At 62.0% G+C, this 14,122-nt stretch carries 18 protein-coding genes; 14 read left to right on the top strand and 4 right to left on the bottom strand.

Going from position 1 to position 14,122, the window contains the following annotated elements:
* Positions 1–69 precede the first annotated feature (69 nt).
* Positions 70–1,020: a nitrogenase cofactor biosynthesis protein NifB gene (gene nifB / locus ACP5EL_RS05860; protein WP_428401555.1), complete on the bottom strand. Its 951-nt coding sequence runs from the start codon at positions 1,018–1,020 to the stop codon at positions 70–72.
* Positions 1,021–1,174: 154 nt separating this feature from the next.
* On the opposite strand from nifB, the gene ACP5EL_RS05855 reads away from it, so the two are divergent.
* Entirely contained in the window at positions 1,175–1,462 is a 288-nt protein-coding gene (locus tag ACP5EL_RS05855) for a signal recognition particle protein Srp19 (protein ID WP_428401554.1), read from the top strand.
* A gap of 94 nt (positions 1,463–1,556) precedes the next feature.
* Here ACP5EL_RS05855 and ACP5EL_RS05850 read toward each other — a convergent pair whose 3' ends face one another.
* On the bottom strand, positions 1,557–1,850 hold the full coding sequence (locus ACP5EL_RS05850; protein WP_214031855.1) for a DUF211 domain-containing protein: 294 nt from the start codon (positions 1,848–1,850) through the stop codon (positions 1,557–1,559).
* A gap of 77 nt (positions 1,851–1,927) precedes the next feature.
* Here ACP5EL_RS05850 and ACP5EL_RS05845 point away from each other — a divergent pair, with 77 nt between their 5' ends.
* From ACP5EL_RS05845 to ACP5EL_RS05830, 4 genes are read left to right on the top strand one after another with little or no spacing between them, the layout of a single operon-like run.
* Positions 1,928–2,563: a histidinol phosphate phosphatase domain-containing protein gene (locus ACP5EL_RS05845; RefSeq protein ID WP_428401553.1), complete on the top strand. Its 636-nt coding sequence runs from the start codon at positions 1,928–1,930 to the stop codon at positions 2,561–2,563.
* A gap of 21 nt (positions 2,564–2,584) precedes the next feature.
* Positions 2,585–3,016, top strand: a complete 432-nt coding sequence (locus ACP5EL_RS05840; protein WP_428401560.1) for a DUF2209 domain-containing protein — start codon at positions 2,585–2,587, stop codon at positions 3,014–3,016.
* Positions 3,013–4,275 (top strand): GTPase HflX, encoded by a 1,263-nt coding sequence (gene hflX / locus ACP5EL_RS05835; protein ID WP_428401551.1) that lies wholly within the window; start codon positions 3,013–3,015, stop codon positions 4,273–4,275. The genes ACP5EL_RS05840 and hflX overlap by 4 nt, the downstream gene beginning before the upstream one ends.
* A 3-nt stretch (positions 4,276–4,278) precedes the next feature.
* Entirely contained in the window at positions 4,279–5,004 is a 726-nt protein-coding gene (locus tag ACP5EL_RS05830; RefSeq protein WP_428401550.1) for a UPF0280 family protein, read from the top strand.
* Positions 5,005–5,049: 45 nt separating this feature from the next.
* Here the strand turns inward: ACP5EL_RS05830 and ACP5EL_RS05825 are convergent, their stop codons facing one another.
* Positions 5,050–6,384 carry a cobyrinate a,c-diamide synthase gene (locus ACP5EL_RS05825; protein ID WP_428401548.1) on the bottom strand — a complete coding sequence of 445 codons (1,335 nt, stop codon included), beginning with the start codon at positions 6,382–6,384 and terminating at the stop codon, positions 5,050–5,052.
* Between the two features lie 89 nt (positions 6,385–6,473).
* Between ACP5EL_RS05825 and ACP5EL_RS05820 the strand changes: the two genes are divergently transcribed.
* The 7 genes from ACP5EL_RS05820 to ACP5EL_RS05790 all read left to right on the top strand — a co-directional run bounded on the left by ACP5EL_RS05820 (position 6,474) and on the right by ACP5EL_RS05790 (position 11,613).
* Positions 6,474–7,199: a DUF166 domain-containing protein gene (locus ACP5EL_RS05820; protein ID WP_428401547.1), complete on the top strand. Its 726-nt coding sequence runs from the start codon at positions 6,474–6,476 to the stop codon at positions 7,197–7,199.
* The gene (locus tag ACP5EL_RS05815) at positions 7,196–8,026 is read left to right on the top strand and encodes a fumarate hydratase (RefSeq protein ID WP_428401546.1); all 831 of its coding nucleotides are present in this window, start codon (positions 7,196–7,198) and stop codon (positions 8,024–8,026) included. The genes ACP5EL_RS05820 and ACP5EL_RS05815 overlap by 4 nt, the downstream gene beginning before the upstream one ends.
* On the top strand, positions 8,011–8,550 hold the full coding sequence (locus tag ACP5EL_RS05810; protein ID WP_428401545.1) for a FumA C-terminus/TtdB family hydratase beta subunit: 540 nt from the start codon (positions 8,011–8,013) through the stop codon (positions 8,548–8,550). The genes ACP5EL_RS05815 and ACP5EL_RS05810 overlap by 16 nt, the downstream gene beginning before the upstream one ends.
* Positions 8,551–8,552: 2 nt before the next feature.
* Positions 8,553–9,179, top strand: a complete 627-nt coding sequence (locus ACP5EL_RS05805; RefSeq protein ID WP_428401544.1) for a DUF434 domain-containing protein — start codon at positions 8,553–8,555, stop codon at positions 9,177–9,179.
* A 121-nt stretch (positions 9,180–9,300) separates the two neighbouring features.
* A complete protein-coding gene (locus tag ACP5EL_RS05800; protein WP_428401543.1) occupies positions 9,301–9,753 on the top strand; it encodes a hypothetical protein in 453 nt (150 codons plus the stop codon).
* Between the two features lie 175 nt (positions 9,754–9,928).
* The gene (locus tag ACP5EL_RS05795) at positions 9,929–10,762 is read left to right on the top strand and encodes an ATP-binding protein (RefSeq protein ID WP_428401542.1); all 834 of its coding nucleotides are present in this window, start codon (positions 9,929–9,931) and stop codon (positions 10,760–10,762) included.
* Positions 10,759–11,613, top strand: a complete 855-nt coding sequence (locus ACP5EL_RS05790) for an ATP-binding protein (RefSeq protein WP_428401541.1) — start codon at positions 10,759–10,761, stop codon at positions 11,611–11,613. Before ACP5EL_RS05795 ends, ACP5EL_RS05790 begins: the two co-directional genes overlap by 4 nt.
* 75 nt (positions 11,614–11,688) lie before the next feature.
* On the opposite strand, the gene ACP5EL_RS05785 is transcribed toward ACP5EL_RS05790, so the two are convergent.
* The gene (locus ACP5EL_RS05785; protein ID WP_428401540.1) at positions 11,689–12,177 is read right to left on the bottom strand and encodes a hypothetical protein; all 489 of its coding nucleotides are present in this window, start codon (positions 12,175–12,177) and stop codon (positions 11,689–11,691) included.
* Between the two features lie 63 nt (positions 12,178–12,240).
* Here ACP5EL_RS05785 and ACP5EL_RS05780 point away from each other — a divergent pair, with 63 nt between their 5' ends.
* Together ACP5EL_RS05780 and ACP5EL_RS05775 are read left to right on the top strand one after the other, a co-directional pair.
* Positions 12,241–12,957, top strand: a complete 717-nt coding sequence (locus tag ACP5EL_RS05780; RefSeq protein WP_428401539.1) for a glucose-6-phosphate isomerase family protein — start codon at positions 12,241–12,243, stop codon at positions 12,955–12,957.
* Positions 12,958–13,067: 110 nt separating this feature from the next.
* Positions 13,068–13,934, top strand: coding sequence for a UbiA prenyltransferase family protein (locus ACP5EL_RS05775; RefSeq protein ID WP_428401558.1), 867 nt, complete (start codon positions 13,068–13,070; stop codon positions 13,932–13,934).
* The last annotated feature ends 188 nt before the right edge of the window (positions 13,935–14,122 follow it).

Below are 14,122 nucleotides of genomic sequence, written 5' to 3'. Positions count from 1 at the left end.
TATATGCGTCTCATCTTAACCGGCCGGCCTCGAACGCCTCGGCCTCGAAAACCGACCCAAGATGATGGTCTAGTCTTCCCTCTTCCCTTCGACCGTCTCCACCTGCTCCTCAACGTATCCGGGAACCTTCTCCTTCTCAAACTCCTGCTGGACGTCGCAGCCAAGCTTTCCGATGGCGTCGGACCTGCACTGCCTGCAGTGTCTCATCTGCCTCATGATCTTGGATAGCTCGTCCTGAACAGCCTTCTTCTCGGCGGGGGTCGGGGGGGAGAGGTGCGAGAACCGATACTGGGGGATGAGGGGCATCACGTTCTGGATGTAGACCCCCAGCTTCTTGATCGTCTTTGCTATCTCCATGACGTGGTCGTCGTTGATGGTGGGGATGAGCACGGTGTTCACCTTGACGATCATCTTCCTCTTCACCGCCTCCGCGAGTCCCCTCAGCTGGTGGTCGAGGAGGATCTCAGCGGCCTGCTGCCCGGTGTACTTCTTCCCCTGGTAGATGACGTACTCGTAGATCTCCTTTCCGATATCTGGGTCGACGGCGTTCAGGGTCACGGTGACGTTGGTGATCCCGAGGCTGTCGAGCCGATCGATCTCGTCGGGGAGGAGGAGGCCGTTGGTGCTGATGCATAAGATGACCTTGGGGTACTTCTCTCCCACCAGCCGGAAGGTCTCGAAGGTGGCCTCGTTGAAGAGGGGCTCGCCGGGACCCGCGACGGCGACCACCTTGATGTAGTGGAGCTTCTCCATCACCTCGTCGACCCGCTGGAGGGCCTCCTCGGGAGTGAGGACCTGGCTCGTCACCCCGGGCCTGCACTCGTTTACACAGTCGAAGTCCCTGATGCAGTAGTTGCACTGGATGTTGCATCTCGGAGCGACGGCGAGGTGCATCCTGCCGAAACGGTGGCAGGCCTTCTCGCTGAAGCAGGGATGCTCCTGGATCCTCCTCAGCTGCTCGGGATCCCAGGGCACCTCCTGGTCGCCGACTTTGGCGGTGGGATAGGCATTCTCGCTCATGATCACGAACTCCAAGAGATCTTCGGCATTCCTTCTCTAAAAGGGTATCCCAAAAACGTCGCCCTGTGAAGCTTCGAAGTCCCCATCCTTTTGCGCTCCTCATACTTCCCGAAGGGCCAAAAATCTTATCCAGCAGCAGCGCGTGGATCTCATCATGCCCAAGAGAGAGGGACGAGTGGTCATCTGGCCCGCCTACATCGACGCCGAGAAGTCGAGGAGCGAGGGGAGGGCGATCTCAAAGCGCGACGCCGTCGAGAAGCCCACCATCGACGAGATCGTGATGGCCGCGATGGAGATGAACTTAAAGCCGGAGGCTGAGAGGGAGAAGCGCTACCCTAAAGAGTGGTGGGAGAAGCCCGGCAGGGTCGCAGTCCTGAAGAAGGTGCCCAGGACGGCTATGGTGAGAGAGATCGCGAGCAGGATAAAACGAAGACGGGGCTGATCTCAGGCGAGGTTCCGATGACGAAAGAAGAGGGCGGGTCAAGGGAGCCATTCCGCTGGGTCGCACTCTCGCCGAAAGCACCGCACGACCCGTTTCAGCGGTCCTGGAGGGTCTCGACCTCTTCTACGATCTCTTTTCCGGCCACCACCTCGTCGATGCTGTGGATCACACCGCCGAAGTCCTCTATAACCGACTCGACGGCCAAATAGTCTATCTTCTCTCCTTTGATGGTGATCTTGATCGTCTCGGTCTGCTGATCTACTTCAGAAAGACTCAAGTTTACCCCGGTTATTCCGCCGAGCTTGCTGAGAGCATCGGCAAGCTCCAAAATTGTGGGCACATGCGGCTTCAATACGTCCAAAACCAATCTTCTGATCGCGGTGGTCATCGAAAACTCCCAGTTACGGCCTTGGGCTGGTTTTGTTAAAGGCAATACTTAATAATGTTTGTGATTCAGGCCACCTCATGATCGACCTTCACACTCACACCGTCTTCAGCGACGGCGAGCTGATCCCCAGCGAGCTGGTTCGCAGGGCCGAGATGAAGGGTTGCCGGGCCCTGGGGATCACCGATCACGTCGACTTTACCAACGTAGAGTTCGTCATCCACCAGGTCTCGAAGATCAAGGAGCTGGAGGCTGTCCTGGGGATGAGGATCCTCTCCGGCGTCGAGCTTACCCACGTCCCCCCGGCAAAGATGGAGAAGCTGGCTACTTTTGCCCGAAGGCTCGGCGCCGACCTGATCGTCGTCCACGGCGAGACCCCCGTCGAGCCTGTGGCACCGGGGACGAACCGGAAGGCCCTGGAGATCGGAGCTGACATCCTGGCCCACCCCGGCTTCATCTCCCCCCAGGAGGCGGATCTGGCCCGGGATAACCACGTCTGTCTCGAGCTGACCGCTCGGAGGGGGCACAACATCACCAACGGTCACGTGGCCAGGCTCGCCCGAGAGGCGGGGGCGAGGCTGGTCGTCGACACCGACGCCCACGCTCCCGAGGACCTGATCGACCGCCAGAGGGCGATCGAGATCGCCATGGGCGCGGGCCTGACCCTGGAGAGGGCAACGGAGATAGTCGACCATCACGCCATAATCGACCTCTGACGAAGAGATGGTAACTTGGAAGTGGTGGCGGTCGATATCTCGGGCAGGCACTCTGTTGGCGGAAGGTACATCATGGTCTCCGCCTCGGTGGCGGCGAGGATATCCCCGGAGGGGATCGAGAGGACGAGGAGGATCAGGCTCGTCCCCCTGGTGGCGGAGTCGTTGGAGATGGAGGTGGTGATCAGTCTGATCGAGGACTCGGTCCGGGGGATGGCCGGGGTCGTCCTGGCCGAGAGGGGTGACCTCTACAACCTCGCTCGATGGCGGGTCGAGAGCATCCTGGGACGGGAGTTCAAGTACCCTGAGTCTTTGGGCGAGAGGAGGGCGATCGAGCTCGCTCACCACGCCTCCTTTGCGGGCCGAAAGCTGGCCTTGAGGCTGATGGAGGAGGAACTCGGCGAAGGTGGCAAAGAGAGGGTGGGTGCCAAAGATACGACGACCGGAGGGGCATGAGGGGGGAGAAGACGGCGGTTCTCCTCTTCCGGGAGGACCCCAGGAAGGAGCCCCATCCCGAGAATATGGCGGAGCTTCGGGGCCTCGCCGAGGCGGCGGGCTACACCGTCCTCGCCGAGATATCCCAGCGCAGAGGCAGAGATCGGAGGTTTCAGCTGGGAAGGGGGAAGATCGCCGAGGCCGCATCTTACGGGCCAGAGAAGCTGATCTTCAACGACCCACTCAGCCCTGGCCAGATCTTCAACATCAATAAGGAGTTTGAGGTCGGTACGATCGACCGGTTCAACCTGATCCTGGAGATCTTCGCCTCCCGGGCCTCCACCAGAGAGGCGAAGCTCCAGGTGGAGCTGGCCCGCCTCTCCTACGAGGCCCCCTTCGTGCGGACGATCGAGTCTCTCAAGAGGCTGAGCGAGCGACCGGGCTACATGGGGTCTGGGAGCTACGACGTCTCCATGTACCGGGACATCAAGGGGAGGATGGCCAAGATCAGGGCCGAGCTGAAGGCGGTGGAGGAGACGGGAGAGAGGAGGCGGGAGAGGCGGAGGGAGCTAGGTTTCGATCTCGTGGCCCTCGCAGGCTACACCAACGCCGGAAAGAGCACCCTCTTCAACCGCCTGGCCGAGGAGACGGTCTCGGCGAAGGACCAGCCCTTCACCACCCTCTCGCCGACGACCCGGGCCGTCGCCGCGAAAGAGAGGAGGTTCCTCCTCACCGACACCGTCGGGTTCATCGACGATCTGCCCCTCTTTCTGATCAAGGCCTTCAGGTCGACCCTGGCGGAGATCATCGAGGCCGACCTGGTACTTCTGGTGGTGGACCTCTCCGATCCGCCCGAGGTCCTGAGAGAGAGGCTCGCCTCCTGCCACCAGACTCTCTGGGACTGCGGCTGCTACGCGCCGATCGTCTCCGTCCTCAACAAGGTGGATCGGATGGCCCCTGAGTCTGCCCGAGAGAGGTGCGAGCTGGTCGGGGACCTGGCTCCAAACCCGGTCTTCGTCTCCGCCCGGGAGGGGCATGGCCTGGACGATCTCGTCGATTCCGTCCTGGAGAGGCTTCCGCCCCTGGAGGAGTTTGTGCTCCATCTCCCCTCGACGGAGGCGGGGATGGGGCAGCTCTCGCGGCTCTACGAGGTCGCAGATCCGATCGATGTGAAGTACGGCGAAGAGATCGAGGTACTCCTGAGGGGAAGGCGCGAGATCGTGGCCCGAGCCCTGAAGGGGTCGGAGAGGCAAAAGCTCTCGCCCCTGGCGGAGGGATGAAGGTTGGTCTCCGATCTACTCAGAGAGAGGTTTCGGCTGAAGGAGACTATCGTCACCATCACGGCCCAGGAGCAGGATCAGATCGAGGCGGCCAAAGAGGAGATCGCTTTTCAGCGGGCCCTTCTCGAGCAGTTCATAAGAGAAGATCCGTTCTTCATGCTGACCCTGGAGCCCTACGACTGCCCGATCGACGAGGCGCCCCGGATCGTCGGGGAGATGGCAAGAGCGGGATCGATCGTCGGGATCGGGCCCATGAGCGCCGTGGCGGGGACGATCGCTAAATTCGCCCTGGAGGCGATGATCGGGGCGGGGGCGACTTGCGCCATCGTCGACAACGGCGGGGACGTCGCCATCGCCTGTGACCGGGCCGTCCTGATCGGGATCTACGCCGGCCCCTCACCGCTCAGGAACACGGCCCTGGAGATCCCGCCACGGGCTTCGCCCCTCGGGATCTGCACCAGCAGCGGGACCGTCGGCCCCTCCCTCAGCTTCGGGTCCGCCGACGCGGCCGTAGTCGTCTCCGAGGACGTCTCCCTTGCGGACGCCGCGGCCACGGCCCTGGGGAACGCCGTCGGCGATAGCTCTCCTTTGGCCGAATCCTTCGAGGTCGTCGATCGGCCCGAGATCGCGGGCGCCCTCGTGATCAGGGGGGAGGAGATGGCGCTCTGGGGAGAGCTTCCACCCCTCAGGAGGGCGAACCTCAGGCCCGACCTGATCACCAGAGGATAGCCGGTCCGTAGTCGATCTTATCTTGTCTCTTCAGCCCTTCTCGGCTCACCTTCTCCCGTATCTCCTGCAGCTCTCGAGGAACCTCTCCATGGGGAATGAGCAGACGTGGGTGTGCAGATAGCTTCCCAGAGTCTCGTGCTCGACCAGGCCGTCCCTGTCCCCGACGATACCCTTCCCTCGCCGGAACCGATAGGCGAACCGCGCGTCTCTCGCGCAGTCCATCTTGGAGTAGTGAAACTCGTGCCCCCTTATGACCCTCCCTTTCTCGACGACCGGATTTTCGCCGACCACGTCCCCCTCGACGTAGCCGAGGGCCTGGAGTCTCCCGGTCATCTGAGTGGACGCGGGAAGGACTCCGGCCATTCTCTTCTCAGCGTCCCCGTCTTTTGAGATCACCGACTCGCAGAGGTACATCAGGCCGCCGCACTCGCCGTAGATGGGCATCCCATCCTCGGCGGCCTCTCTGATCTTCGTGCGCGTCGGCGACCTCTCCAGCGCCTCGGCATAGAGCTCGGGATACCCGCCGCCCAGGTAGAGGCCCTGGACCTCCGGCAGGGGGTCGCGCATCGGGCTGAAGAACTCAAGGTCGGCTCCGAGATTCCGGAGAAACTCAAAGTTCTCGATGTAGTAGAAGCAGAAGGCCTCGTCGTATGCGACGGCGATCTTGATCCTCTCCCTCCCGAACTCGCATCTGGGCTCAAGAGTTGGGACCTCGCAGCCGAGACTCAGTATCCGATCAAGGTCGGCGTTCTCCTCGACGAAGTCAGCTAAGGCATCAAGATCGTGACGGCTCTCAAACCCCATGGTCAGCCCCAGGTGGCGGCTGGGAAGGGCAATCTCGCCCCTCCTCGGAAGGGCGGCGAGGATGGGAATTCCGAGGGGCGCAAGGGCCTCCTCCAGGAGGCTGCGATGCCGCTCGCTTCCGACCCGATTCAGGATCAGCCCCGCGATCTCCACCTCCGGGTCGAACCTCGCGTAGCCGAGGGCCATCGCCGCCGCGCTCCGGGAGGTCCCGTGGACGTTTATGACCAGGAGGACCGGGGCTCCCAGGGCCTTCGCCACGGCAGCGGAGGAGGCGACCTCCGATGCGTCGAGGCCGTCGTAGAGGCCCATCACCCCCTCGATGACGGCGACCTCCGCGCCATCGACGCCTTTCGCGAAAGATCGCCGGACGCCCTCCTCCCCCATCATGAAGGTGTCCAGGTTTCTTGAGGCCCTCTCGCAGATGGCCGTATGATGGGTCGGATCGATGAAGTCGGGCCCCACCTTGAAGGGCGCAACCGCGAGGCTCCGCCTCTTCAGCGCTGCGAGGAGCCCCAAGACCACAGTGGTCTTGCCGACGCCGCTGTGGGTTCCCGCGACGAGGACGGAAGGTATCATGATCCTTCAGTCGGATTCAAGGCTAATGTACTTTCTCCGAGACCGACTCCAAGACAAACTCTATAACCGTCCATCGTCATGAAACGAACATGCGAGTCGGAGTCGTCACCAGGGGCAAGTACGGCGAGCGTCTCATCGAGACGATCAAAGAGAGGTCCGATTTCGAGGTGGTCTCGATCGACCTCCCCCAGTTCCTTCCGGATTTCATCGAGGACCCCGAAGAGTTCCTCGACGATCTCGACCTGGACCCGGAGTTCTTCAGCTCGGACCTGATCATCACCTACTCCCTCCACCCCGACATCACCCCCGAGATCGCCGTGCGGGCGGGGAAGGGGGGTGCCCAGGCGGTCATCGTTCCCGGAGGGATAGCACGAGCCGGGTCGGTTCCCGAGCTTCAGAAGATCGCCGACGAGTACGGGATCTACATCGAGGTGGACGAGATCTGCTGTACACTCGAGAAGTGCGGCGTCGAGGCGGTGGACGCCTTCGCCGAGAAGTTCGGGCAGCCCGCTATCGATGTGGAGGTGGAGGAGGGCCGGATCACCGACGTCCATGTCGCGAGAGGCTCGCCCTGCGGCAGCACCTGGCAGGTGGCAAAGGAGATCGTGGGAATGAGCCTCGAGGATGCACCGCCGAGGGCGGGCCTTCTCTGCCAGATGTACCCCTGCAGGGCGGTCCGGGGCGGCGAGGGAGGGATTCACACCTCCGGCGACCTTCACAAGTACGCCATGGAGAGGGCCCTGGGGCTGGATACCGAGCTTGCGATCGCGGAGCAGTCGAAGCCGATAAAGATCAAAGGGAAGGATCGATCTTGAGGCGAGAAGACATAGTCGAGGCGACGGTGGCGGTCCTCGCCAGGGCCGAGACCACCCTCCCGTCATGGGTAATGGAGATGATCGAAGAGGCTGCCCGCGAGGAGACGAGCCCCATCGCGCGATCTTCGCTTGCGGCGATAGGAGAGAACGTCAAGATAGCATCCTCAGAGGGCGTCCCCCTATGCCAGGACACGGGCCTTCCCGTCTTCCACCTGGAGATCGGCCGCGACCTCTCGATCCCGCCGTTTTTGGAAGAGGCTATGGCCGAGGGGGTCCGAAAGGCGACAGAGACGATACCCCTCAGGCCGAACGCCGTCGATCCTCTGACCAGGAAGAATACCGGGGACAACACCGGCCGAAGTATGCCAGACCTGATCATCGACCTCGTCCCCGGGGACGGCTTGCGGATCACGGCCTTTCCCAAGGGCGCGGGCTCCGAGAACGCGAGTTTCCTTTCGATGCAGAACCCTGCCGACGATCCTCTGGACTATGTCGTCTGCGAGGTGGCGAAGAGGGCGGGCAGGGCCTGCGCCCCGGTCTTCGTGGGGGTGGGGATCGGCGGGACCTTCGACCTCGCGCCGAGGCTGGCCAAAAGGGCGCTCTTCAATATGCCCGGCACCTCGGATCTGGAGCTGGACCTTTTATCGAGGATCAACGAGATCGGCCCCGGTCCCATGGGACTGGGGGGGAGGGCGACGGCCCTTGCGGTCAAGGTCGAGACCGCCCTCTGCCACACCGCCTCCCTCCCGGTGGCCGTTAACCTCCAGTGCTGGGCGAACAGGAGCGCCACCGCAAGGGTAGGGGATGAGGGATGGAGCATCGACTGAAGACGCCGATATCAAGAGAGGACGTTTTGGCCCTCCGGGCCGGAGATCTGGTCTGGATCTCCGGGACCGTCTACACCGCAAGAGACAAGGTTCACGCCCTCCTGCGGTCCGGAGAGGAGCTTCCCGTGGACCTCTCGGGGGGGGTCGTCTACCACTGCGGACCTTTGATCAGAGATGGCGAGGTCCTCTCCGCCGGCCCCACCACCAGCGGGAGGGTCTCCCGGTATACCGAGGACGTCGTCAGCCGGGGCGCAAGGCTGATCGTGGGAAAGGGCGGGATATCCGAGGAGGCCAGAGCCCTCCGGGGGAAGGCCGCCTACCTCGCCTACCCCGGCGGCTGCGGGGCCCTGGCGGCCCGCCACCTCAAGGTGAAGTGGCTCCACCTTCCGGAACTTGGGATGGCCGAGGGGCTCTGGGAGCTGGAGGCGGAGGACTGGGGACCGATGATCGTCGCCATCGACTCTTTTGGAGGCGACCTCTACCTGGAGGCGAGCCGATCCCCCAAGGAGACCTCCAAAAACTGAAGGTGGCGGCCGAGGAGGTCCGCTACCTCCTGGATCGGGGCTACCCCTCGGGGCCTGCGGTCAGGTTCGTCTCCGACCACCACCGACTCCCCATGCAGTGGCGGTTCGTCCTGACCAGGGTCGTGGTCCCCTCAGACCTGGCAGCGTCGCGGAAGGGTAAACGGATCTCATTGAACGAGATGGGGGGCAGGACAGTCGCCGTCGACGGCTACAACGTCCTCATCACCGTAGAGAGCCTCCTCGTCGGCGCTCCCGTCTACCTCTGCGACGACGGCTTTCTGAGAGACGTCAGGGGGATATTCAGAAGATATAGGACCTCAGACTATACGACTTTGGCCCTCTCGGAGATACTCTCGATCCTAAAAGAGAGCGGAGTCCGTCGGGCCGAGCTGCTCTTTGACCAGCAGATCAGCAGAAGCGGAGAGCTGGCGGCAAAGGTCAGAGGAATGATGGCCGACTCCAGAGTTTTTGGGTGCGCGAAGACCGCAAAGGACGTGGACAGAAGGCTCAAGCTCGCAGAATGCCCGGTAGCGACGGGAGACGGCGCCATCGTCGATCAGGCCTGCCAGGTCGTCGACCTTCCTGCCGAGGTCGCGAAGAGGAGGCGGATAGAGGCCATAGTCCTCTGATCGCAGGACCTTTGGCCGATATTTTGGCTTTCGGGAGGTCCGACCCTACTATAGTTATTTATTATATCTAAGATCAAGAGAGTATGGTATAGATCATGGCAGTGTAGGGGGTAAATTCGATATGAACAAGATCAAGGCTATGCTGGCCTTTTTTGCGGTCCTCCTGACCGCATCGGTGGGCGGAGCCATATGGTTTCCCTTCGTTCCGCTCAGCGATCACACCATGGCCAAAGAGATAAACCCAAACTGGGATCCGGTCTACAGGACCTATTCCTTCTCGCCTTCAGACGACCAGGCCGTCTCCTGGATCAGGTTCGCAAGAGACCTCCAGCCCCACCAGATGGAGTGGAGGTGGTATGCGCCGAGCGGACGGCTCTACGCCCGAACCTTTGCGGTGGTCCCGCCGAAGGACTTCACCAGCGGTGATTGGGCGGGGAAGGCCTGGAGCGCCATCCAGATCCGGGGCTGCGACTCCGCGAGGATGGAGGGAACCTGGAGGGTGGACATCCACAGGGACTGGAGGAAGGTCAAGTCCGAATGGTTCAACATCGGCGGCCAGTACGTCTCATGTTAGCCTTTTCTGGCTGATACCTCTCGTGGATCCGGCTTATCATAAAGGTGCATTAGCTCGCGCTTTGTCTCCTCTAAGAAGAGAAGCTTTAAAGTATATCCTCTCAGATGGTACATTTATCTCAGCCTTCGGCATCTGATCGGAATGGGAAGGATCACCAGAATGAGGAGATTTCAAGATGATAATATCCGTAGCCAGCGGCAAGGGCGGCACCGGAAAAACCCTGGTGACGACCAATTTGGCAGCCTCCGTCGGAGAGGTGGAGCTCTTGGACTGCGACGTCGAGGAGCCGAACTCCTACCTCTTCTTCCCCGACCGTGATGGGGAGACCAGCTTCGACTGCAAGGTGATGATCCCAAAGATCGACCAGGATAAGTGCACTCGCTGCGGCAGGTGCTCGGAGTTCTGCGCCTACAACGCCCTCGCCGTATTCCCCCAGGATCTTCTCCTCTTCAAGGAGCTCTGCCACGGCTGCGGCGGATGCGCCATGGTCTGCCCCGAAGGGGCCATCTCCGAGGGGACCCGGCCCATAGGCAAGATCTTCAGGGCGAGGTCCGGGGAGGTCGCCCTTCTCTGGGGGGAGCTATCCGTCGGCGAGCCGATGGCGACGCCTCTTATAAGGTCGGTGAAGGCGGAGGCGAGGGGCGATCTGGTCCTGATCGACTCGCCCCCAGGAACCGCCTGCCCCGTCATCGAGGCCGTCCGGGGAAGCGACTTCTGCCTCCTGGTCACCGAGCCCACCCCCTTCGGCCTCTATGACCTATCGATCGCGGTCCAGGTGGTGAGGGAGATGGAGATCCCCTGTGGAGTGGTGGTGAACAGAAGCGGCATCGGTGATCGGGGGGTCTATGACTACTGCGATAGGGAGAAGATACCGATCCTCCTGGAGATCCCCATGGAGAGGAAGATCGCAGAGCTCTACTCTCGGGGCCTCCTCTTCTCTCGGGAGATGACCGAATGGCAGGAGAGGTTTGCGGGCCTTCTCGTTCGAATCGAGGAGGTGATCGGATGAAGCAGCTGGTGGTCATCAGCGGCAAGGGCGGCACCGGCAAGACGACGATGACCGCCTCCCTCGCCGCTCTCGCAAGAGGCGGCTTGGTGGTGGCGGACTGCGACGTAGACGCCCCCGACCTCCATCTGATCCTCAAGCCCGAGATCAGAGAGACCTTCGACTTCTTGGGGCTCCAGACCGCCGCAATCGACCCCGAGAGGTGCACCGAGTGCGGCGAGTGCGAGAAGGCCTGCAGGTTCGAAGCCATCTCCGACTTCGAGGTGGACCCCCGAGGGTGTGAGGGGTGCAAAGTCTGCACCCTGGTCTGCCCCTCGGAGGCGATCGATATGGTTGACTCGATCTCGGGCCACGCCTACATCTCCGAGACGAGGTTTGGGACGATGGTCCACGCCGACCTCTTCCCCGGGGAGGAGGCGAGCGGAAAGCTGGTGACGATGGTGAGAGAGCTCGCCTTCAAGGTCGCCGAGAGGGAGGGAAAGGAGCTGGTCCTCATCGACGGGTCTCCGGGGATCGGCTGTCCCGTCATCGCCTCCATCACCGGGACCGAGATCGCCCTGGTCATGACCGAGCCCTCCATCTCAGGGGTTCACGACCTGGAGAGGATTCTGGGCGTCACAGAGCACTTCGGGGTCGAGCCCCTCGTCTGCATCAACAAGTACGACCTGAACCTCGATATGACGGATCGAATTGAAGATCTCTGCCGCGAGTTCTCCGTCGGCCTCGCAGGACGGCTCCCCTTCGATCCGGGGGTGGTGGAGGCGATGGTCTCGGGAAAGACCCTGGTCGAGGTCGAGGGTCCCGTCGGCGATGCCATCTGGTCGGTCTGGGACCGGATCAAAGCGAAGCTCTGATCCGGGATCAGAGCTTCCGATTTCGGTGGCCCGTCGGTCGAATCGCCACTCTGAGCGGTCGACCTTCCCCGTCTATCAGGAGTAGAGCCTGAAGGTGAGGGTGGAGACCTCGGACTCGGGGTCGTGCTCGACCCTCTCCAGGGCGGCGAGGATGTGGGCGGTCTTGTGAAGCCCCGCCACGATCAGCCCGCCGATGGGGCATAGGGGGTGCTCTAGCCCCGTCTCGATCTGCCGGTCGCTGGCGGGGGCAAAGAAGCAGTCTCTGATGGTGACGACTAGGCGGCCGTCCTTCTCCTCGAAGGAGCTTTCTCCGATAGTCCCCGAGTCTTTGAGAGTCTTCAGGAAGCATCTGATCTTCTCCTCCCTCGTCTCGAAGCTCGGCATGTCGCACTCCCGGAACTGCTCCATCTCCTCCCAGAGCTTGGTGCCGATGGCGACAGACATGATCATGAGGCCGCCGTTCCCCTGGGTCGCCTGGATCGCCTCGGCGGTGGTGGAGACGAAGGTCATGATGAACTTTCTGAGGTCGTCGCAGAAAGTTGCTGGCCTCTCATCATCTTCCATGAAATCTACTTCTCGGAAAAACGTTATAAATTTGCCGTTCCATCTCCATCCGGGTGTTGAGACTTGAACGAGCTCGAATTCGGAGGAAAGACGAAGGAGCCGGACGTGAGGATGCTTCGCGATATGGACGACGTCCTCTACGATCAGGATTGGGCGAGGAGCGCAGAGAACCTGGAGCTCTACTACATGTATCGGGACCTCTACCTCAGCAGGAGGGATGGCGACCTCTTCGCTGAGCAGGGGATCAGGTACGACATCACCATCATCCCCCCCCTGATTCTGGGGTGTGAGTACGTCAAGACCGCGGGCCACTATCATCCCAAGGTCCCGGGCCAGGATCTCACCTACCCCGAGGTCTACGAGGTTCTGGAGGGGGAGGCGACCTACCTCCTCCAGAAGGAGGACCTGAGCGACGTGGTGGTGGTGAGGGCCAGGGCTGGCGACAAGGTGGTGGTCCCCCCCGACTACGGCCACATCACCATCAACGACTCCAACAAGAGGCTGAAGATGGCCAACTTCGTGGCCAGGGAGTTCTCGTCGATCTACGGTCCGATAAAGGAGCGGGGTGGCGGAGCCTACTTCCTCACCGAGGACGGATTCGTCGAGAACCCCCGTTGCGAGGATGCGGCCCCTCTGAGGGAGATCGAGGTTCCGAAGACCAAGGCCCTGGGCCTCTCCAAAAACCGGGAGATCTACCCCATCGGAAGGGAGAGGGGAAAGCTCGACTGGCTGGTCCGACCCCAGGATTACGGAGAGATCTTCGGGGGGTTTTTGGACTGAGGGAGGAGGAAGCCTTGAAGGGCAGCACGGATAAGAGTGATGCTAAGATCGCAGAGAGCGGCTGCGAACTCAGGGCTTATTGGGAGCTCCTCCGACCGCCCCTCGCGCCGATGGACATCGCCCTCCCGGGGGCGACGGCCCTCCTGGCCGCATATGCCACGACCGGGGGCCTCCCGTCCACCCTACCCTTCGTCATCGCAACGTTGGGGGCGTACGCCGCCATCACCAGCTCTTACGTCTACAACGACTGCTGCGACGTCGACGTCGACGCCGTGGGGATGCCGGGCAGGCCGCTGCCGTCGTCGCAGGTGACGAGATCGTCGGCTCTGGCCTATTCAGGGCTTCTGTTCGGGATCGCGGCCGCGGTCGCACTCTACCTAAACCCCGAGAGCTTAGTCGCCCTGATTGCGGCGACCCTGATCATGGCCGTTTATTCGAAGGCGGCTAAGAGGACCACACCCTTCTCCTGGACCCTGGTCGGCCTCGCCTATGGGATCGTCCCGGTGGGTGTCTGGCTCGCCATGGCCCCGGCCGGCCTCTTGAAAGCAGGCCCCGGCCTTCACGAGGGGGCGGTCATCCTCGGGGCCATGATCTGCATCACCGATTGGGGGTTCACCAACTGCGACGCCTCTCGGGACGTGGAGGGCGACCGGCGAGAGGGGATTCCCACCTTCCCCGTAACTTACGGCATCCCCAAGACCGCAAAGCTCGTCGCCGCGGCCTGGGTCGTCGGGGTCCTCCTCTCCATCGCCCTGGGGATCGTCACCGGCCTCGGCCCCATCTACTTCGCCGCGGCCCTGGGGGCGGGGATCTGGATGATCGGACAGACCATAGACTTCATCCGAAAACCCACCGCGAGGCGGGGGGAGGGGATCTTCTACCAGGGGGCGAACTATCGGGCGGTTCTATTTGCGGCCCTGATCATCGACGTCCTCCTCCGGGCGACGGTGGCTGGGTACCCCGGGATCGTGGGGTGAGAAAAAGGATGGAATGGAAGGAGGGGCATTGGTCATCGGTTAAGGATCTGTTTAAATAGTCTCGCTGATTTTTGATGCCTCTCCCGTTATACTTGATATAGCATAATCTTATTAATAACTTATTGCTGCTATTATAGACTCCTGACCCATAATTCGCCGAAGGCTGCATCCGTGGTTGCTCGTCACTT

It is taken from the genome of Methanocrinis sp., from assembly GCF_049974945.1.
Taxonomy (GTDB): domain Archaea; phylum Halobacteriota; class Methanosarcinia; order Methanotrichales; family Methanotrichaceae; genus Methanocrinis.
This window is presented reverse-complemented; position numbering and strand designations above follow the sequence as displayed.

What these genes read in the sequence shown, in the direction of transcription:
- ACP5EL_RS05785 (WP_428401540.1), bottom strand. Translation starts at nt 12,177, where the DNA reads ATGGAAGATGATGAGAGGCCAGCAACTTTCTGCGACGACCTCAGAAAG.
- nifB (WP_428401555.1), bottom strand. Translation starts at nt 1,020, where the DNA reads ATGAGCGAGAATGCCTATCCCACCGCCAAAGTCGGCGACCAGGAGGTG.
- ACP5EL_RS05790 (WP_428401541.1), top strand. Translation starts at nt 10,759, where the DNA reads ATGAAGCAGCTGGTGGTCATCAGCGGCAAGGGCGGCACCGGCAAGACG.
- ACP5EL_RS05795 (WP_428401542.1), top strand. Translation starts at nt 9,929, where the DNA reads ATGATAATATCCGTAGCCAGCGGCAAGGGCGGCACCGGAAAAACCCTG.
- ACP5EL_RS05810 (WP_428401545.1), top strand. Translation starts at nt 8,011, where the DNA reads ATGGAGCATCGACTGAAGACGCCGATATCAAGAGAGGACGTTTTGGCC.
- ACP5EL_RS05825 (WP_428401548.1), bottom strand. Translation starts at nt 6,384, where the DNA reads ATGATACCTTCCGTCCTCGTCGCGGGAACCCACAGCGGCGTCGGCAAG.
- ACP5EL_RS05820 (WP_428401547.1), top strand. Translation starts at nt 6,474, where the DNA reads ATGCGAGTCGGAGTCGTCACCAGGGGCAAGTACGGCGAGCGTCTCATC.
- ACP5EL_RS05845 (WP_428401553.1), top strand. Translation starts at nt 1,928, where the DNA reads ATGATCGACCTTCACACTCACACCGTCTTCAGCGACGGCGAGCTGATC.
- hflX (WP_428401551.1), top strand. Translation starts at nt 3,013, where the DNA reads ATGAGGGGGGAGAAGACGGCGGTTCTCCTCTTCCGGGAGGACCCCAGG.
- ACP5EL_RS05850 (WP_214031855.1), bottom strand. Translation starts at nt 1,850, where the DNA reads ATGACCACCGCGATCAGAAGATTGGTTTTGGACGTATTGAAGCCGCAT.
- ACP5EL_RS05855 (WP_428401554.1), top strand. Translation starts at nt 1,175, where the DNA reads ATGCCCAAGAGAGAGGGACGAGTGGTCATCTGGCCCGCCTACATCGAC.
- ACP5EL_RS05800 (WP_428401543.1), top strand. Translation starts at nt 9,301, where the DNA reads ATGAACAAGATCAAGGCTATGCTGGCCTTTTTTGCGGTCCTCCTGACC.
- ACP5EL_RS05775 (WP_428401558.1), top strand. Translation starts at nt 13,068, where the DNA reads ATGGACATCGCCCTCCCGGGGGCGACGGCCCTCCTGGCCGCATATGCC.